General features: G+C 69.7%; 16 protein-coding genes. 11 read left to right on the forward strand and 5 right to left on the reverse strand.

Annotated elements, in window-relative coordinates; translation table 11 throughout:
• Positions 1-38 precede the first annotated feature (38 nt).
• The 9 genes from ruvX (at position 39) to rpmG (ending at position 10,417) form a co-directional block, all read left to right on the forward strand.
• Positions 39-533, forward strand: coding sequence for a Holliday junction resolvase RuvX (gene ruvX / locus ACO057_RS01010; protein WP_421988485.1), 495 nt, complete (start codon positions 39-41; stop codon positions 531-533).
• A 44-nt stretch (positions 534-577) separates the two neighbouring features.
• Positions 578-1,531, forward strand: a complete 954-nt coding sequence (locus ACO057_RS01015) for an aspartate carbamoyltransferase catalytic subunit (RefSeq protein ID WP_421988486.1) — start codon at positions 578-580, stop codon at positions 1,529-1,531.
• Complete coding sequence (locus tag ACO057_RS01020; RefSeq protein ID WP_421988487.1) at positions 1,531-1,974, forward strand: GNAT family N-acetyltransferase; 444 nt, start codon at positions 1,531-1,533, stop codon at positions 1,972-1,974. Before ACO057_RS01015 ends, ACO057_RS01020 begins: the two co-directional genes overlap by 1 nt.
• The gene (gene pyrC, locus ACO057_RS01025) at positions 1,971-3,242 is read left to right on the forward strand and encodes a dihydroorotase (protein ID WP_421988488.1); all 1,272 of its coding nucleotides are present in this window, start codon (positions 1,971-1,973) and stop codon (positions 3,240-3,242) included. The genes ACO057_RS01020 and pyrC overlap by 4 nt, the downstream gene beginning before the upstream one ends.
• Positions 3,242-3,826: a glycerol-3-phosphate 1-O-acyltransferase PlsY gene (plsY, locus tag ACO057_RS01030; protein WP_421988489.1), complete on the forward strand. Its 585-nt coding sequence runs from the start codon at positions 3,242-3,244 to the stop codon at positions 3,824-3,826. Before pyrC ends, plsY begins: the two co-directional genes overlap by 1 nt.
• A 3-nt stretch (positions 3,827-3,829) precedes the next feature.
• Positions 3,830-4,894, forward strand: a complete 1,065-nt coding sequence (gene dprA, locus ACO057_RS01035) for a DNA-processing protein DprA (protein ID WP_421988490.1) — start codon at positions 3,830-3,832, stop codon at positions 4,892-4,894.
• 76 nt (positions 4,895-4,970) lie between these two features.
• Positions 4,971-7,715: a type I DNA topoisomerase gene (topA, locus tag ACO057_RS01040; protein WP_421988491.1), complete on the forward strand. Its 2,745-nt coding sequence runs from the start codon at positions 4,971-4,973 to the stop codon at positions 7,713-7,715.
• Between the two features lies 1 nt (position 7,716).
• Positions 7,717-10,146: a ribonuclease R gene (rnr, locus tag ACO057_RS01045; protein ID WP_421988492.1), complete on the forward strand. Its 2,430-nt coding sequence runs from the start codon at positions 7,717-7,719 to the stop codon at positions 10,144-10,146.
• A 103-nt stretch (positions 10,147-10,249) separates the two neighbouring features.
• Positions 10,250-10,417 carry a 50S ribosomal protein L33 gene (gene rpmG / locus ACO057_RS01050; RefSeq protein WP_421988493.1) on the forward strand — a complete coding sequence of 56 codons (168 nt, stop codon included), beginning with the start codon at positions 10,250-10,252 and terminating at the stop codon, positions 10,415-10,417.
• A 125-nt stretch (positions 10,418-10,542) separates the two neighbouring features.
• Here rpmG and ACO057_RS01055 read toward each other — a convergent pair whose 3' ends face one another.
• A complete protein-coding gene (locus ACO057_RS01055; RefSeq protein WP_421988494.1) occupies positions 10,543-11,910 on the reverse strand; it encodes a PleD family two-component system response regulator in 1,368 nt (455 codons plus the stop codon).
• Positions 11,911-11,969: 59 nt separating this feature from the next.
• On the opposite strand from ACO057_RS01055, the gene ACO057_RS01060 reads away from it, so the two are divergent.
• Complete coding sequence (locus ACO057_RS01060) at positions 11,970-12,554, forward strand: class I SAM-dependent methyltransferase (RefSeq protein ID WP_421988595.1); 585 nt, start codon at positions 11,970-11,972, stop codon at positions 12,552-12,554.
• A 110-nt stretch (positions 12,555-12,664) separates the two neighbouring features.
• Here ACO057_RS01060 and ACO057_RS01065 read toward each other — a convergent pair whose 3' ends face one another.
• The 4 genes from ACO057_RS01065 to ACO057_RS01080 form a co-directional block, all read right to left on the reverse strand.
• Entirely contained in the window at positions 12,665-13,303 is a 639-nt protein-coding gene (locus ACO057_RS01065; RefSeq protein ID WP_421988495.1) for a VOC family protein, read from the reverse strand.
• A 72-nt stretch (positions 13,304-13,375) separates the two neighbouring features.
• Positions 13,376-14,119, reverse strand: coding sequence for a DUF1194 domain-containing protein (locus ACO057_RS01070; RefSeq protein ID WP_421988496.1), 744 nt, complete (start codon positions 14,117-14,119; stop codon positions 13,376-13,378).
• 276 nt (positions 14,120-14,395) lie between these two features.
• Positions 14,396-14,962 carry a DUF924 family protein gene (locus ACO057_RS01075; RefSeq protein ID WP_421988497.1) on the reverse strand — a complete coding sequence of 189 codons (567 nt, stop codon included), beginning with the start codon at positions 14,960-14,962 and terminating at the stop codon, positions 14,396-14,398.
• Complete coding sequence (locus ACO057_RS01080; protein ID WP_421988498.1) at positions 14,959-17,829, reverse strand: FAD-binding and (Fe-S)-binding domain-containing protein; 2,871 nt, start codon at positions 17,827-17,829, stop codon at positions 14,959-14,961. Before ACO057_RS01080 ends, ACO057_RS01075 begins: the two co-directional genes overlap by 4 nt.
• Before the next feature lie 126 nt (positions 17,830-17,955).
• On the opposite strand from ACO057_RS01080, the gene ACO057_RS01085 reads away from it, so the two are divergent.
• The gene (locus tag ACO057_RS01085) at positions 17,956-19,140 is read left to right on the forward strand and encodes a pyridoxal-phosphate-dependent aminotransferase family protein (RefSeq protein WP_421988499.1); all 1,185 of its coding nucleotides are present in this window, start codon (positions 17,956-17,958) and stop codon (positions 19,138-19,140) included.
• Positions 19,141-19,226 lie beyond the last annotated feature (86 nt).

A 19,226-nucleotide genomic window follows, 5' to 3' on the forward strand; every position in this document is an offset into this window, starting at 1 on the left:
GCTTCCGTTCTTGAAGGGGCCGGACCATAAGGCCGCGCATGGCACTCTTCAACATGGCCGATCTCCGCGCAGCCCTGCCCCGCCATGCGCGGGTGCTGGGGCTGGACCCCGGCAGCAAGACCGTCGGCGTCGCGCTCAGCGACGTCACCCTCCTGCTCGCCAGCCCCTACGGCACCATCAAGCGGGGCAAGCTCAAGGCCAATGCGGCGGAAATATCGGCCATCTGCGCCAAGGAGGACGCCCGCGGGCTGCTGGTGGGCCTGCCGCTCTCCATGGACGGGACTCGCGGCCCGGCCGCCCAGGCGGCGACCGACTGGGCCCTGGCGCTCTCCGAGGCCACGGGCCTGCCCGTCGCCATGTGGGACGAGCGGCTCTCCAGCGCGGCGGTGAACCGCGCGATGATCGAGGAGGGCGACCTCACCCGCAAGCGCCGGGCGGCGAATGTGGACGCGGCGGCGGCGGCCTATACGCTGCAGGCGGCGCTGGACGCGACTCGCCCCCGCTTGGAGGATTCCACCCTGCCGCGCTATTGACGCCCGGCAGCATTGAAAGGCACCGGACCGATGGCTTGGCGGGAATGAGCGGCTTCTCCTACCCCATCCTCCCCAGCGGCCATCTCCTCGCGATCGAGGGGCTGGAGCCGCCGCATATTTCCGCGATGCTGGACCTCGCCGAGAGCTACGCGCTGCTGAACCGCCAGGGGAAAACCCAGCGCGACCTGCTGCGGGGCCGCACGCTGATCAACCTCTTCTTCGAGGACAGCACCCGCACCCGCACCAGCTTCGAGCTGGCCGGCAAGCGGCTGGGCGCCGACGTCATCAACATGTCGGTCTCCAACAGCAGCGTGAACAAGGGCGAGACGCTGCTCGACACCGCCTCCACGCTCAACGCCATGCACACCGACCTGCTGGTGATCCGCCATTCCCAGTCCGGCGCGCCCGCGCTGCTGAGCCAGAAGGTGGACGCGGCTGTCATCAATGCCGGCGACGGCATGCACGAGCACCCCACCCAGGCCCTGCTCGACGCGCTGACCATCCGCCGCCGCAAGGGCCGGCTGGAGAGCTTGGTCGTCGCCATCTGCGGCGACGTGCTGCATTCGCGCGTGGCGCGCAGCAACATTCATTTGCTCTCGGCCATGGGCGCGCGGGTCCGCGTGGTCGGCCCCCCGACGCTGATCCCGGCCGAATGCGCCCGCCTCGGCGTCGAGGTGCATCACGACATGCGCTCGGGCCTCGCGGGGGCCGACGTCGTCATGATGCTGCGCCTGCAGAAGGAGCGCATGAGCGGCGGGCTCGTCCCCTCCTCGCGCGAGTATTTCCGCTTCTACGGCCTGGATGCCGCCAAGCTGGCCCATGCCAAGCCCGATTCCATCGTGATGCACCCGGGGCCGATGAATCGCGGCGTCGAGATCGACAGCGCCATCGCCGACGATCCCGAGCGCAGCGTGATCGGCGAGCAGGTGGAGATGGGCGTGGCCTGCCGCATGGCCGTGCTCGACATCCTCTCGCGCGACCTGCGGCGCAACGCCTGATGCCGCGTCTCGCTCGCGCGGAGGAGGCCACGCTGCTGCGCTCCCTCGTGCGGGACGCCTATGCCCATTACATGGAACGGCTCGACCGCGAGCCCGCGCCCATGACGGACGACTACGCCGCCCGCATCGCCGCCGGCCAGGCCTGGATCGAGGAGCAGGACGGCGTCGCCGCCGGCGTCCTCGTCCTGGAGGACACCGCCGAGGGCCTCATGCTGGACAATATCGCCATCGCCCCCGCCTTTCGCGGCAAGGGGATCGGCCGCCGCCTGCTGGACTTCGTCGAGGCCGAGGCACGCCGCCGCGGCCATGCCCGCATCCACCTTTATACGAACGAGAAGATGGTCGAGAACGTCGCGATCTACACGCGGCTGGGCTATGCCGAGACGCATCGCGCCGAGCAGGCTGGCCATTCTCGCGTCTTCATGGAAAAGCGCCTCGCATGAAGCCCTTGCTCATCACCAATGCCCGCCTGCTCGACCCCGCCTCCGGGCTGGACGCGATGGGCTCCGTCCTCCTCCAGGACGGGCGGATCGCCAGCCTCAAGGGCGCGCCCGCCGAGGGCGCCGACACACTGGACGCGGCCGGCACCTGCCTCTGCCCCGGCCTGGTGGACATGCGCGCCAGCATCGGCGAGCCGGGCGGCGAGCATCGTGAGACCATCGCCTCCGCCGCGCTGGCCGCCGCCGCCGGCGGCATCACCACCCTGGCGATGCTGCCCGACACCCAGCCCGCGCTGGACGACCCCGCTCTGGTCGAATTCGTCATCCGCCGCGGCGAGGCCACCGGCAGCCTGACCCTCCTGCCCTATGCCGCCGCGACCAAGCATTGCGAGGGCAAGGACCTCTCCGAATTCGGCCTCCTGCGCGAGGCCGGCGCGGTCGGCTTCAGCGACGGCAGCCGCGCCATCGGCAATGCGCGCACCATGCGCCTCGCCTTGTCCTATGCGCGCACCTTCGGCGCCATGATCGTCCAGCACCCCGAGGATCCGAGCCTCGCCGGCCAGGGCTCCGCCACCGAGGGCGAGCTCGCGACGAGGCTCGGCCTGCCCGGCATCCCCGCCGCCGCCGAGGAGATCCTGGTCGCGCGCGACATCGCCTTGGCCCGGCTCACCGGCGGGCATGTGCATTTCGGCCATGTCAGCACCGGCGCGGCGCTGACGCTGATCCGCGCCGCCAAGGACGAGGGCCTGAACGTCACCTGCGACACCGCCCCGCCCTATTTCGACCTGAACGAGACGGCGATCGGCGACTACCGCACCTATGCCAAGCTCTCGCCCCCGCTGCGGCGCGAGGCGGACCGGCAGGCCGTGGTCGCGGCCCTGACCGACGGCACCATCGACGCCATCGCCTCCGACCACCAGCCGCGCGACGCCGACGACAAGCGCCTGCCCTTCGCCCAGGCCGAGGCCGGCGGCGTAGGCCTCGCGACCCTGCTCGGCATCACCCTCGCCCGCGTGCATGGCGAGGACCTCAAGATCCTCGACGCCTTGGCCCTGCTCACCAGCCGGCCCGCCAAGCTGCTCGGCCTCGAATCCGGCCGTCTGGCCGAGGGCGCGCCCGCCGATCTCTGCCTCTTCTGGCTCGATCGCGGATGGCAGGTGAAGGCGGGTGCGCTGCCCGGCAAGGCGCAGAATTCGCCCTTCGACGGCAGGGCGCTGGAGGGCAAGGTCATGGCCACCTTCAAGGCCGGCCGCCGGGTGTTTTCCGCCTGATGACCGGCGCGGTCGCCATCGTCCTGGCCGCGCTGCTGGGCTCGATTCCCTTCGGGCTGCTGCTGACCCGCGCGGCCGGGCTCGGCGATGTCCGCAGCATCGGCTCGGGCAATATCGGCGCGACCAATGTCCTGCGCACGGGCAACAAGAAGCTCGCCGCCGCGACGCTCCTGCTCGACATGCTCAAGGGCGCGGCGGCCGTCTGGCTCGCCGGCTGGATCGCGGGCCCGGCCTGGGAGCCGGCGGCCGCCGTCGCCGCGGTGCTCGGCCATTGCTACCCGCCCTGGCTCGGCTTCAAGGGCGGCAAGGGCATGGCGACGGCGCTCGGCGTTTCGCTGGGCCTCGCCTGGCCGATCTTCGTCGCCTCGGGGCTGACCTGGCTGATCATGGCGAAGATCACGAAGCGGTCCTCCGCCGGCTCCGTCTCGGCCATCGTTGTGGCCCCCCTCGCGGCCCTGGTCTTCGCGACCCCGGCGGCGGCCCTGGGCCTGCTGATCCTCGGCCTCTATGTGATCTGGCGGCACAAGGGGAACATCCAGCGCCTGCTCGCCGGCACCGAGCCGCGCATCGGCGAAGGCAAGTAGGGCTTGGACGCCCTCGCCCGGCTGCGCCTCGCGCGGACCGAGGGCGTGGGCCATGTCATGCACCGCCGGCTCCTGGCGCGGCACGGCAGCGCCGAGGCCGCGCTGGAGGCCCTCGGCCCCCGCGCCTGGCCGCGCGACGCGGCGCTGCGCGAGATGGACGGGCTGGCCGCGATGGGCGCGCATCTCCTCTTCCTCGACGGAGAGGATTATCCCCCGCTGCTCGCCTTGCTGGAGGATGCCCCCCTGGTCCTCGCCGCCCTGGGCGATCTCGCCGCCTTTGCCCGGCGCGGCGTGGCCGTGGTGGGCGCGCGCAATGCCAGCGGCACCGGCCGCCGCTTCGCCGAGGACCTCGCGGATTCCCTGGCCGTGCGCGACGTCTGCGTCGTCTCGGGCCTGGCCCGGGGCATCGACACGGCGGCGCATACCGGCGCGCTGCGCTCGGGCGTCACCATCGCCGCCGTCGCCGGCGGGCTGGACCGGCCCTATCCGCGCGAGAATGCGGTTCTGCAGGACCGCATCGCCGAGGAAGGCGGCCTCGTCCTGAGCGAGGCGCCGCTGGGCACCGCGCCGCTGGCCCGCCACTTCCCCCGCCGCAACCGCATCGTGGCCGGGCTGTCGCTCGGCGTCGTGATCATCGAGGCGGCGCTGCAATCGGGCACCCTCATCACCGCCCGCCTGGCCGCCGAGGCCGGGCGCGAGCTCTTCGCCGTCCCCGGCCACCCGCTCGACCCGCGTTCGCGCGGCTCCAACGACCTGATCCGGCGCGGCGCGAGGCTGACCGAGACGGTCGAGGATATCCTGCTCCATCTGCCCGCCGCGCCGGCCGAAATGCCCCTGTTCCGGATGCCCGAGCTGGCCGATTTACCGGAAGAACCGGTCCACGAACCCCCTCCCGCCTCGGGGGCGGCGGCACAAGTAGTTGAAATGATTGGTCCTACACCGATAGCGGTTGACGAGTTGGGTCGGCGCTGCCAGCTATCGGCCGCGATGCTCTCGGCCCTGCTCCTCGAACTGGAGCTGTCGGGGCGCATCGAGACCCTGCCCGGCAACCGGGTGGCACTGGCCTGACTACCCCGCAGAATCAACACTCTGTGCCTCCTTCACACGCCTTTCGCGGTGAAGGTCGGCCCATAAGGACGCTGAAGTGACGAACATCGTCGTCGTCGAAAGCCCCGCCAAGGCAAAGACCATCGAGAAGTATCTCGGTGGCGACTACAAGGTCCTCGCCTCTTTCGGCCATGTACGCGACCTCCCCGCCAAGGACGGCTCCGTCCGCCCGGACGAGGACTTCGCCATGGATTGGGAGGCCGACGACCGTGGCCAGAAGCAGGTCAAGGCGATCACCCAGGCGCTGCGCGGGGCGACGAACCTCTATCTCGCAACCGATCCGGATCGCGAGGGCGAGGCGATTTCCTGGCACGTGAAGGACATGCTGGAGAAATCCGGCGCGCTCAGGGGCATCGAAGTCCAGCGCATCACCTTCAACGAGATCACCAAGCGCGCGGTGCAATACGCCATCGCCCATCCGCGTGAGCTCGATATGCCGCTGATCGAGGCCTATCTGGCCCGTCGCGCGCTCGACTACCTGGTGGGCTTCACCCTCTCCCCCGTGCTCTGGCGCAAGCTGCCCGGCAGCAAGAGCGCCGGGCGCGTGCAGAGCGTGGCGCTGCGGCTGATCTGCGAGCGCGAATCCGAGATCGAGGCCTTCCTGGCGCGGGAATACTGGACGGTCGCCGGCCGCTTCACGACGCCCGCCGGCGCCCCCTTCACGGCGCGGCTGACCCATCACGAGGGCCGCAAGCTCGAGCAGTTCGACCTGCCGAACGAAGCGCTCGCCATGGCGGCCAAGGCCGCCGTCGAGGCCGCGGAGTTCTCCGTCGGCTCGGTCGAGAAGCGCCGCGTCAAGCGCAACCCGCCCGCCCCCTTCCAGACCAGCACCCTCCAGCAGGAGGCGAGCCGCAAGCTCGGCTTCGGCGCGCAGCTGACGATGCGCACGGCCCAGGGGCTCTATGAGGGCGTGGCCATCGGCGGCGAGACGGTCGGTCTCATCAGCTACATGCGAACGGACGGCGTGCAGATGGCGCGCGAGGCCATCGCCGACATCCGCAGCCACATCAAGTCGGAGTTCGGCGAGGACTATGTCCCCGGCGCGCCCCGCGAATATTCCAGCCGCGCCAAGAACGCCCAGGAGGCCCACGAGGCCATCCGCCCCACCGACGTGTCCCGCACGCCGGAGAAGGTGGCCCGCTACCTCTCCGACCAGCAGCGCAAGCTCTACGAGCTGATCTGGAAGCGCGCGGTGGCCAGCCAGATGCAGTCGGCCGAGCTGGACCAGACCACGGTCGAGCTGGTGGAGCCCTCGGGCAAGACCAGGCTGCGCGCCACGGGCAGCGTCATCGCCTTCGACGGCTTCCTGAAGCTCTATCGCGAGGACCAGGACGACGTCGCCGACGACGCCGACGAGGACAGCCGCATCCTGCCGCCCATGCGCGAGCGCGATCCGCTGAAGCGCCAGGGCGTCGAGGCCGCGCAGCACTTCACCCAGCCGCCCCCGCGCTTCTCGGAGGCCTCGCTGGTCAAGAAGATGGAGGAGCTCGGCATCGGGCGGCCCTCCACCTATGCCTCCGTGCTGCAGGTCCTGCAGGACCGCGAATATGTGAAGCTCGACAAGCGGCGATTCACCCCGGAGGACCGCGGGCGGCTGGTGACGGCCTTCCTCGTCGCCTTCTTCGAACGCTATGTGGACACCGGCTTCACCGCCGGCCTCGAGGAGCAGCTCGACGACATTTCGGGCGGCCGGGCGGAGTGGCGCGAGGTCATGCGGATGTTCTGGCGCGATTTCCGCGACGCGATCGACGCGACCAAGGACCTCAAGATCAGCGACGTCATCGATCGTCTCGATGAGGAGCTGGGTCCCCACTTCTTCCCCAAGGCCGATGACGGCAGCGACCCGCGCCTCTGCCCCAATTGCGGCAAGGGCCGGCTCGGGCTGCGGCTCGGCCGGACGGGCGCCTTCATCGGCTGCTCGGCCTATCCCGAATGCCGCTTCACCCGGCCGCTGGCGATGCCCGGCGCCGAGGGCGAGAGCGGCGGCGCGCTGGCCGATGGCGTGCGCGTGCTCGGCACCGACCCGGCCTCCGGCCTGGAAGTCACGCTGCGGCGCGGCCCCTATGGCATCTATGCCCAGCTCGGCGAGGGCGGGACGGATGCCAAGGGCAAGCCGACCAAGCCCAAGCGCGCCAGCCTGACGCGCGGAATGGACGCCGAGACCATGACGCTGGAGACGGCGCTGGTGCTTCTCTCCATGCCGCGCGTGGTGGGGCTGCATCCGGAGACGGGCGAGGAGATCTCCTCCAATCTCGGCCGCTTCGGGCCCTATCTGAAGATGGGCGCGCTCAGCAAGTCGCTGGACCGCGACGACGACCCGCTGACCATCGGCCTCAACCGCGCCGTGGACCTGATGGCGAGCGCCAAGCCGCGCGGGATCACGATCGGCGACCACCCGAAGGGCGGCATCGTCGAGGTGCGGCGCGGCCGCTTCGGCCCCTATCTGATGCACGGCACCCGCGTGGCGAACCTGCCGCGCGGCGTGGAGATGGAGGCGGTGACGCTCGACGAGGCCGTGGCGCTGCTGGCCGAGAAGGGCAAGGAGCTGCCGCCGCAGAAGGGCCGCGGCAAGAAGGCGCCGGCCCGCAAGGCGGCCGCCAAGGCGCCGGCCGAGCCCAAGGTCGCGGCCAAGAAGGCGCCCGCGAAGGCGGCGGCGACCAAGACAACCGCGACCAAGGCAGCTGCGACCAAGACGGCGGCGGCCAAGAAGAAGGCCCCGGCGAAGAAGCCGGCGGCGAAAAAGCCCGCGGCCAAGAAGCCTGCCGCCGAAAAGAACGCCTGAGATGCCGCGCAGCGGGCCTCCGGTGAAGGGGCAGAAGGCCCGCAAGTCCAATGCCAAGGCACGCGCCGACGGCATCGGCGCGCCGCCGCAGCCCAAGCGTTCCGCGCCCAGGGCAAAGGTGAAGGCGGCCCCCAAGGGCCAGCCTTTGCCGGGCAAGGCGGAGGTGAAGGCCTTCATCGCCTCGGTCGGCGGGCGGATCGGCAAGACCGAGATCGCCCGGCATTTCGGCCTGGCCACCGAGCTGCGGCCCGCGCTGCGGCAGATGCTCTCCGAGATGAAGTTCGACGGCGCGGTGAAGCCGGTCGGCAAGCGGACCTATGAGGGCGGCCCCCCGCGCGCCCAGGCCATGCCGGAGAACGCCCCGCCCCGGCGCGTCCAGTCCACCCCCGCCGAGCTTGCAGAGGCCGCGCGCCCCCGTGGCCCGCGCGGCCGCCCGCAGCCCGACGAGCGCCGCCCGAGCCCGGCCTCCCTGCCGGACCGCCTGCCCGAGACGGCCGTCGTCGAGGTCTTCGGCACCGATCCCGACGGCGATCCCATCGCCCGGCCGGTGAGCTGGGAGGGCGTCGGCAAGCCCGTCATCTACATGCACCCCGAGCGGCGCGGGCAGACCGCCCTCGCCCCCGGCGAGCGCGTGCTGGCCAGGCTGCGCCACATCACCGGCGAGAAATACGAGGGCCGCACCCTCAAGCGCCTGGCCGCCGCCGAGGACCGCAAGCGCATCCTCGGCGTCTTCCAGGACGGCCGCATCATCCCGACCGACCGCCGGCAGAAGGCCGAGTGGACCGTCCCCCCCGGCCAGGCGGGCGGTGCGCAGCCCGGCGAGATCGTGCTGGCCGAGTCCCTACCCTCCACCGGCTTCGGCCTGCGCCCGGCGAAGATCGTCGAACGGCTGGGGATGATGGGCGAGCCGCGCTCGGTCTCGCTCATCTGCATCCACGCCCATGGCATCCCCGACGTCTTCCCTGCCGAGGCCGTGCTGCAGGCCGAACAGGCCCAGGGCACCCCGCTCGGCAAGCGGACCGACCTGCGCGCCATCCCGCTCGTCACCATCGACGGCGACGACGCGCGCGACTTCGACGACGCGGTCCATGCCGAGCCGAATGGGGATGGCTGGAAGGTCCTCGTCGCCATCGCCGACGTGGCCCATTACGTCACGCCCAACTCGGCCCTGGACCGCGAGGCCTGGACGCGCGGGAATTCCTGCTACTTCCCCGACCGCGTCGTGCCCATGCTGCCCGAGGCGCTGTCCAATGGCTGGTGCAGCCTCAAGCCCCGTGAGGAGCGCGGCTGCCTCTTCGTCGAGATGCATTTCGACAGGTCCGGTACCAAGACCCACCACAAGTTCGGCCGCGGCCTGATGCGCAGCGCGGCGCGCCTGACCTATGAGCAGGTCCAGGCCGCCGCCGATGCCGGCGAGGATCCCGAGGGCCTGGCCCCGGGCCATGTCGCCCGCCTCTACGACGCCTTCCGCGCCCTGCTCGCGGCCCGTGAGCGCCGGGGCACGCTGGACCTCGATCTGCCGGAGCGGCGCGTCATCCTGGATGCCCAGGGCAACGTCACCGCCGTCATCCCGCGCCCGCGCCTGGACAGCCACCGCCTCATCGAGGAGTTCATGGTGGCCGCCAATGTCTGCGCCGCCGAGGAGCTGGAGCGGCTGGGCCAGCCCTGCATGTACCGCGTCCACGCCCCACCCTCCGAGGAGAAGCTGGCCTCGCTGAAGGAGTTCCTCGGCACGCTGGGCCTTTCCATCAATCCGGTGGGCCAGCTCCAGCCGCGCGACTTCGCGACGCTGCTGGAGAAGGTGAAGGACACGGCGGAGGCGCGGATGGTCAATGAGACCGTGCTGCGCAGCCAGTCCCAGGCAGCCTACGACCCTGACAATATCGGCCATTTCGGCCTGGCCCTGGCGCGCTACGCGCACTTCACCTCGCCCATCCGCCGCTATGCGGACCTGCTGGTGCACCGGGCGCTGATCCGGGGCCTGAAGCTCGGCTCCGACGGCATCTCCGAAGCCGAGCTGGCCCGATTCCCCGAGACGGCCGAGCACATCACCGCCACCGAGCGCCGCTCCGCCATGGCCGAGCGCGACGCGGTGGACCGCTACCTCGCCGCCTATCTGGCCGATCGCGTCGGCGCGCAATTCGCGGCGCGAATCTCGGGCATCCATCCCTTCGGCGTCTTCGTGCAGCTCAGCGAGACGGGCGCCTCGGGCTTCGTGCCGATGAAGGCGCTGCCCAACGACCATTGGATCGTCTCCGAGGACAAGCGCAGCGTCGCGGGCCGCCATTCGCGCCAGGTGCTGCGCCTGGGCGACGAGGTGGAGGCGCGGCTGCGCGAGGCCAATGCCCAGACGGGCAGCCTGGTCTTCGAATTGTTGATGGGCGGGGCGCCCGCGCGCGTCCGTGGCGGCCGGGACCGCAAGCGCCGATAGGCCATGCGGCCAAAAGACTTGACCCAGCGGCCTCAGTCGCTAGAACTCGCCTTCCTTTCCGGCACCTGCGCATCCCCGCGCGCAAAGAGCGAAGCACAAGACCATGGCCAAGGCCAATACCGTCCTCATCAAGCTGATCAGCAGCGCCGACACGGGTCACTTCTACGTGACCAAGAAGAACACCCGCACGGCGACGGGCAAGCTCGAGCTCAACAAGTACGACCCCAAGGTGCGCAAGCACGTCGTCTACCGCGAAGGCAAGATCAAGTAAGATCTGAGCCGAAGGAGCAGGGAACCCGGTTCCCTGCTGGGATGCGCGAGGGGCTCACGCCCCTCGTTTTTGTTTGTGCCCCTTCTGCGCGAGACTCGGGTCTGGCCCGTCCCCGGGCCGGCTGATCAGACCGCCGACTTGTCCAGCGCGGGATCGGCCAGATAGGCCCGGTTCCGGCCATCGCGCTTGGCGCGGTACAGCGCCTCATCCGCCATGCCGATCAGCCGCTCGGAGGTGATTCCCGGGCCGCCCACGGCCACGCCGATGCTGACCGTGATCGGCACCGTGAGATTGCCCGTCAGCACCGGCTCGCTCGCGATCGCCTCGCGCAGCCGATCGGCGACGGCCAGGGCATAGCCGGCCGGCGCGCCGGTCAGCACCGCCAGGAATTCCTCGCCGCCATAGCGCGCCACGACATCCGCCGCACGCAGCTGGATCTTCAGCCGCTCGGCCACGTCGCGCAGCGCCGCATCGCCGATGTTGTGGCCGTGCGTGTCGTTGATCAGCTTGAACTTGTCGATATCGACGATGAGCACCGCCGCCTCCTCGGTGCGCAGCAGCCCATCCAGGTGGCGGCGCACGTAGCGGCGGTTGCGCAGCCCCGTGAGCTGGTCCGTGACGGCCATCTCCAGCGAGCGGTCGAGCTCAAGCCGCAGCCGTTCCTGATAGCGCCGGCGGCGGATCTGGTTGCGGGCGCGCGCGCGCAGCTCGTTGGGGTCGAGCGGGCGGAAGGCATGGTCGTTCGCGCCGAGGTCGAAGCCGCGCAGCACCTGCATCTTCTGCGCGGGATCGGCCAGCAGCAGCAGCGGCAGGTCGCGCGTGGCGTTCTGCGCGCGCAGGCGCGAGGCCAGGCGCAGCACGTCCATCGCATCCTCGGGCAAGGCGAGCAGGGCGAGGTCGTGCTCGCCCCTGGCGAGCTCACGCTGCGCCTCGTCGATGCTGGAGACCGTGGTGACGACGACGGCATCGGCCTCCAGCGCCTCGCGCACGGCCTGCACTTCGTCCGGCCGGTCCCCCATCACGAGCGCGCGCGCGCCGGCGACGGACATCAGCGGATCGGGCTGGGACTCGATGCCGAGGTCGCGCGCCGTTTCCGAGCGCAGGCGCCAGGCGTCCTGCACCTGCTTCACGCGCAGCAGGGCGCGCAGGCGGGCGAAGAGGGTCGCGTCGTCCACGGGCTTGGAGAGGAAGTCGTCCGCGCCGGCATCGAGTCCGCGCACGCGCTCCGTGCTGTCGGTCAGGGCCGTGACCATGACGACGGGAATATGCTGCGTACGTGCATCGGCCTTGAGCGCCCTGCACACTTCATAGCCATCCATTCCCGGCATCATGACATCCAGGAGAATGACGTCGGGCATTTGCGTGAAAGCTACCGTCAGCGCCTCCGGCCCGCTGGAGGCCAGCAGCACTTCGTAATACTCGGCCTGAAGCTTGGCCTCGAGCAGACGAAGATTGGCCGCGATGTCATCCACCGCGAGAATGCGGGCGGTCATCGAACGGAGCTTCCTCTCAGGCCAGGCTGGGACAGCAACAGGAGCATCGCGTGTCTGAAATGACGTTCGAACACGAGGGGGCTCCCAATAAAGGCCTCTTTTTCCGCCGCTGGCTGCGCAATCCGCTGCAGATGGGCTCGATCATCCCCTCTTCGCCGGGACTTTGCCGCAAGATCGCGGCGGCGGTCGAGCGGGGCGCCGATGAATACGTCCTGGAACTCGGCGCCGGCACGGGCGTGATCTCCCACGCGCTGCTCGCCGCCGGCGTCCCGGCCAGCAAGCTGATCGTGGTCGAGATCGTGCCGGAGATGGCCGAATTCCTGCGCGAGAGCCTGCCCGGCGTGAATGTGATCTGCGGTGACGCCTTCGACCTGAAGAACACGCTGCCGGCCCATATGCACAACCAGATCGGCACGGCGATCTGCGGCATCCCGCTGGTCCTGCTGCCCTTCGAGCGGCAGGCCGCCTTCCGTGACGCGGTGGAGGCCGTCGCGCCCGGCAAGGGCTACCTGCTCTACACCTATTGCGCGACCTCGCCGCTGCCCTACCGCAAGCTGCGGATGACGGGACAGCGCATGGCCTTCACGCTCGCGAACTTTCCGCCCGCGAGCGTCTGGCGCTATCGCCCGGCCGGCCGTCCCTGAGGTCTGCGGTGTCGCGCCAATTGACATGCGGTCGCAGATAGCATGACGGGCACGGAGCTGGGAGGGGTTCTTCCCGCCCGGCGCACTCCAAGCGTGTAAAATCCTTCGCCTCAGCCGGTGGTGAGCGTGTATTCCGCGCCATCCTTTCCGGCGAGCCGGGCGATCAGCCGCGGATGCGCGCCATGCTGGACGACAAGGGCCTCGCCCAGGCCACGGTCGCGCAAAGCGAGGCGCAGCGCATCGACATCGGGATGCTCGGCCTCCAGCGCGACCAGACGCAGATGGCTGTCGTGCAGGCGCTTGCCGGCGCGCTCGCCCTTCCACTCGATCAGGCAGGGGATGAGGTTGTCCATGTCCTGCCGCTGCGGCGGCTGGGCGAAGCGCCAGGACAGGTCGCCGCGATGCATCTCGCGCACCACGCCGCCGCGCGGGCCGAGGCGCGCCATCACCGCGTCCATGGCCGAGATCCGCGCGACCCAGCTCAGCAGCCGCGGCCCGGATTCGAGCATGGTCCGCGTCGCCGGATCATCGAGGTCGAAGAGGCGCGGATGCGCGGGATCGGGCTGCGAGGGATCGGGCGCGATCACCTCCAGATAGGCGTCGGGGCCGAGGCCCAGCAACAGGTTATGCGTACCGGCGCCGTCATGCTTGCCGCCCGCCCCCATCTTCACGCCGAGCTCGCGCTCGACGAAGGCGGCTCCCTCCTCGAGGGTGCGCGCCCCGATGACGATGTGGTCGATCTCAGCCATCTCAGCGGTCCTCACCTGGGTAAGGAACGATGAGGCCGAAGCCGCGCTGCCGCAAGGAGAACCGGCGCGGCGTCAGCCGTAGGCGCGCTCGACCAGCGGGCCCGCCGGCGCATTGGACGCGATCTCGCGGATGATCTTACGGCGCACGGCCTGCTCGAAGCTCTCGAAGCCATCCGCCACCATGAGGAAGGCGCCGGGGCCGCCGATCACGCGCTCCTGATAGTATTCGTCCAGCGGCTGCATCGCGCCCAGGCCCGGCGGCGGGGGCGTGCGGTCGAGCACGGCCAGGCCGTTCACCACGACGCCCTGGTTCAGCAGATCCGTCCGTGCGGCGCCGACCTCGCGGCCGGAATTGTTGATGCCGTCGCCCGAGATGTCGATGACGCGGCGCGTGCCCTCAAAGCCCTCGCCGTAGAGCCGCCCGGCGAAGTCCATGGCGCCCGAGATGGAGGTGTAGAGATGCGTCCGGCGCGGCGCGGCGTCGATGGCCCTGGCGAAGGCCTCGGCGGATTCGGGGCTGTCCAGCTTCATCCAGGGGACCAAGTGCTCCTGGATGTTCCAGTCGGACCAGGTGAAGAAGGTGCAGGCGATGGAGCCGATGGGCCCGCGCATCATGGCCTCGATCAGACGCGGGTCGCGGAAGGCGGCGGCATAGCCGTTGAACTGCATCTCCTGCTCCTCGTTATCCACCGAGCGAGAAACGTCGACGGCCAGGATCAGCTCCACATCCACCGGCTCAAGGGCCTTGGCGATACGGGATCCGAGAAGAACGGCCGGAGCGGCGAGAGCGGCGGCGAGGATTTGACGACGGTGCATAGGAGCCCCCAAGCGAAGCGGGAGTCGCGTGGTTCCGACTTCCGGATCGATTTTGGGACAGATCGGTCATAGGTCAAGACCTATTTGCTGCAACGCAACAAATCGAATGCAGCCCAGAGCCTAAGAATCAGGCAGACATGGCGGGCTGGCACGATCCATGCGGTCGCCTAGGGACCGAATCTGGTTTCTTTTGAGGATTCTCCGTGGAAAGGCCGGAACTGCCCGCGGATTAAGCCGCCCTGCCCTCCGCATGGCGGCCCTGTGGCCCGTGCAGCCTTAAAAACCCGCCCCCGGCTGCGCCAGATAGGCGAGCTCGGCCGCCGTGCTCTCCCGGCCCAGCACGGCATTGCGATGCGGGAAACGTCCGAACCGGCGGATGACCTGCCAGTGACGCCAGGCATAGTCGATCGTGCCGCCGGGCGCGGCGCAGCGCGGGATGTCGCGCAGCCCTTCGAAGGCCGCGACCGACTCGTTCTGCGCCGGCATGGATTCCGCATGCTCGAAAGGGAGGTAGAGGAAGCCGCGCTGTGCCGGCGTCAGGCGCAGGTCCAGGCGCGCGCGGATCACCCGCCGCGCCAAGGCGAGGCCATGGGCATCGCTGGCAAAGGCCTCGGGCGAGCCGCGGAAGAGGTTTCGCGGGAACTGGTCCAGCACCAACGTCAGCGCCAGGGCGCCCTCCGGCGTCGCGGCCCAGTCGTCGAGCTGCCCTTCCCGCGCCGGAACCACGAGCCCGCCGAAGCGCGCGCGGATCTCGGCATCGAAGGCGTCGCTCCGCTGGAACCAGATCTGGCGGGGGGTGTCGGCCCCCTCGGCGAACCAGAAGTCGAGAAGCTTCGCGATCATAGCGCACGGTCCAGAAGACGGATGGAGTGGATGGCCTCGCGGCCCGCGAGGTCCTGGATCTGGTGGCGGCAGGAGGTGCCGTCGGCCACGATCACATCGCCCGCGGCGGCCGCGCGCACGGCGGGCAGCAGCGAGAGCTCGGCCATGGCGACCGAGGTGTCGTAGTTCTTCGCGTCATAGCCGAAGGCGCCGGCCATGCCGCAGCAGCTCGACTGGATGGGCTTCACCTCCATCCCCGGCACGCGCTTCAGGGCCTTCACCGCCGCCGGGAAGGCGCCGAAGGCCTTCTGGTGGCAATGGCCATGGATATGCGCGGTGGCCGCGACGCGGTTGAGCGCGGGCAGCGCGTCCTTCGCCTCCAGGAATTCGGTGACGAGGAAGGCGCGCTTGGACAGCGCCTCGGCCGCCTCGCCCGGCAGCAGCGAGGCGAATTCGTCGCGCAGGGTCATGAGGCAGGAGGGCTCCAGCCCCAGCACCGGCGCGTCCGATTGCGCGAGCGCGGCCAGGGTGCGCCGCGCCTCGGCCCGCGCCTGATCCACCATGCCGGCGGCGAGATAGGTTCGCCCGCAGCAGAGCGGACGACCCTCCGCCTTGGGCGCCGTCACGCGATAGCCCGAGGCGGCCAGGACGCGCACGGCCGCGCGCAGGTTCTCGGGCTCGAAATAGCGGTTGAAGGTGTCGCCGAAGAGGATGACCTCGCCCTTCCAGCCATCGCTGCGGGCTTCCACATCGCGAAACACGTCGCGGCGGAAGCGCGGCAGGCTGCGCTTGGCGGAGAGGCCGAGGAAGCGCTCGGACAGCTTCTGGAGCAACGGCACGCTGTCGCGGATATTGGCGAGCCAGGGGGCGAAGCGGGCATAGCGCGCGAGCGTCGGCAGCGCGGCGACCAGGCGATCCTTCAGCGGGATGCCGTGTTTCGCATTGCGCGCGGCGAGATGCTCGATCTTCATCTTGGCCATGTCGACGCCCGTCGGGCATTCGCGCTTGCAGCCCTTGCAGGAGACGCAGAGCGACATCGCCTCGCCCACCTGCTCGCTCGCCAGCGCATCCGGCCCGAGCTGGCCGGTCAGCGCGAGGCGCAGCGTATTGGCCCGGCCGCGCGTGAGGTGCTGCTCGTCGCGCGTGACGCGATAGCTCGGGCACATCACATTCGCGTCGAATTTTCTGCAGGTGCCATTGTTGTTGCACATCTCCACTGCGCTCAGCAGGCCACCTTGCGGGCCAGGCCAGGCGGACCAGTCGAGGACCGGCTTGATCGCGGGATCCGCATGATATTCCGGCGCGTACCGGAACAGCGTGCGGTCATCCATCTTGGGCGGACGCACCACGCGGCCGGGGTTGAGCAGCGCGGCGGGATCGAAGGCGTCCTTCACGGCCTCGAAGGCGCGGGCGATCTTGGAGCCGAACATCGGCTCGTTGAATTCCGAGCGGACGATGCCGTCGCCATGCTCGCCCGAATGCGAGCCCTTATATTCTCGCACCAGATCGAAGCATTTTTCCGCGATCTCGCGCATCTTCCGCACGTCCTCGCCGTCCTTCATGTTCAGGACGGGACGGACATGCAGGCAGCCCACGGAGGCATGGGCGTACCAGGTGCCCTTGGTGCCGTAATCGGTGAAGACCTGGTTCAGCCGCTCCGTATAATCAGCGAGATCGTCGAGGCCGACGGCGCAATCCTCGATGAAGGAGACCGGCTTTCCGTCGCCTTTCATGGACATCATGATGTTGAGCCCGGCCTCGCGCACCTCGGCGATGGCGGCCTGGAATCCGCCCTCCACCGCGCGCACCACCTGCCCCGGCAGGCCGAGATCACCCATCATCTCCTCGAGCCGGTCGAGCTGCTGGAGCAGCGGACCGTCCTCGTGGCCGTGGAACTCGACGATGAGCAGGCTGTCCGGTTCGCCGATCACCATCTGGTCGATGGTCGCGCGGTAGATCGGGATGGAGCGGCCGAGGTCGATCATCGTGCGATCCACCAGTTCCACCGCCTCGGGATCCAGCGTGACGAGGTGGCGCGAGGCCTCCATGGCGCGGCGGAAGGTGGGGAACTGGCAGATGCCCACCACCTTGCGCGGCTTGATCGGCCAGAGCTTCAGGTCGAGCGCGGCCGAGAAGGCCAGCGTGCCCTCGGAGCCCACCAGCAGGCGCGAGAGATTGCCGCGCCCGTTCGCGCGCGCATCCGGCGTCAGCGCGTCGAGGTTGTAGCCGCCCACCCGGCGGAGCTGATGCGGGAATTTTTCGGCGATTTCCGCCGCCTCGCGCTCGCCCAGCGCATACAGCCGGGCCACGAGGTCCGTGTTCGGCGCGCCCTCGCCGAAGATATGGCGCGAGCCATCGGCCAGGATGGCATCGATGGCGCGGACATTGTCGGCCATCAGCCCGTAGCGGATCGATTTGCCGCCGCAGGAATTATTCCCCGCCATGCCACCGATGGTACAGCGCTGCCAGGTGCTGGGATCGACCGGGAAGAACTGCTTCGTGCCCTTGATCGCCTCGTTCAGCGCGCCGAGCGTGATGCCCGGCTCCACCCGGGCCGTGTCGCCCTCCACGCTGATCACGCGCCGCAGGTATTTCGAGCAATCCAGCACCAACGCGCGGTTCACCGTCTGGCCGCACTGGCTGGTGCCGCCGCCGCGCGCGAGGATGGGGATGCCCTCCTCGCGGCAGATGGCCATGGCGGCCTCCACATCGGCGGCCGTTTTGGGCACCAGAACGCCGATGGGCTCGATCTGGTAGATGCTGGCATCCGTCGAATAGCGGCCGCGATCGGGGGCAGAGAACAGCACCTCGCCCTGCGTCTCGCGCCCCAGCCGCTCGGCCAGGCGGGAATCACCGATTTTGTTCTTGGGAATCGTGATGGCGTTCATGCCGCTATCTATCCCCAGAACGCCGCGCCGTCAGATGGATAATCCTCATGGCGCGCACGAGCCGAACTCATTGGCGCCGCGGCCCGGTTCGGGGCATGAGGTCGGACAGCAAGAGGATCACGCCCTATGGCCTATTTCACCAGCAAGACCACGCCCGGCCGCCATTTCCTGCAGATCCCGGGCCCGTCCAACGTGCCGGACCGCGTGCTGCGCGCGCTGGACAACCCGACCATGGACCATCGCGGCCCCGATTTCGGCAAGCTGGGCGGACAGATCCTCGAGAAGATCAAGGGCATCTTCAACACCCGGAGCCACGTCGTCATCTTCCCCGCCTCGGGCACCGGCGCCTGGGAAGCGGCGCTGGTCAACACGCTCAGCCCCGGCGACCGCGTGGTGATGTGCGAGACGGGCCACTTCGCCAGCCTCTGGTGCGAGATGGCCGAGCGCCTGGCGATCCGTCCGGAGGTCCTCAAGGGCGACTGGCGCCGTGGCGCCGATCCCGCCGAGATCGAGGCCCATCTGCGCGCCGACAAGGGACATGAGATCAAGGCCGTCTGCGTCGTCCACAACGAGACGAGCACCGGCAGCACCAGCCGCATCGCCGAGGTCCGCCGCGCGATCGACGCCGCCGGGCACCCTGCCCTCCTGCTCGTCGACACGATCAGCGGCCTTGGCTCGATGGATTACCAACACGATGAGTGGGGCGTGGACGTCACGGTCTCCGGCTCGCAGAAGGGGCTGATGCTGCCGCCCGGCCTGTCCTTCAACGCGGTCAGCGCCAAGGCGCTCAAGGCGAGCGAGACGGCGAAGACGGCGCGCAGCTTCTGGGACTGGAAGCCGATGATTGCCTCCAACGCGACGGGCTATTTCCCCTACACCCCGGCGACCAACATGCTCTACGCGCTGGACACCGCGCTCGACATGATCTTCGAGGAGGGGCTGGTGAACGTCTTCGCCCGCCACGACCGCATGGCCGAGGCGACGCGCCGTGCCGTGCGCGCCTGGGGTCTCGAGGTGCAGTGCGACGAGCCGCGCCATTACTCCTCCGTGCTGACGGCGGTGCGCGTGCCGGAAGGCCACAGCGCCAACGGCCTGCGCGCGACGATCCTGGAGAAGTTCAACATGTCGCTGGGCAACGGCCTCGGCCAGCTCAACGACCGCGTCTTCCGCATCGGCCATCTGGGCGATGTGAGCGAGCTGCACCTGGTCGGCACGCTCTCGGGCGTGGAGATGGGGCTGCGCGCGGCCGGCATTCCGCACAAGGCCGAGGGCGTTAAGGCGGCGATGGACTATATCGCCGGCAACGCCTGAACCCTTTGCAACCCGCGCAGGCTCCGGCAGTCTGCGCGGCAATCGGGCTATCCGCGCGCCTGGCGCAGGGATAGCCCCTTGAGACA

This window comes from Roseococcus sp. (assembly GCF_965227005.1).
Classification (GTDB): Bacteria; Pseudomonadota; Alphaproteobacteria; order Acetobacterales; family Acetobacteraceae; genus Roseococcus.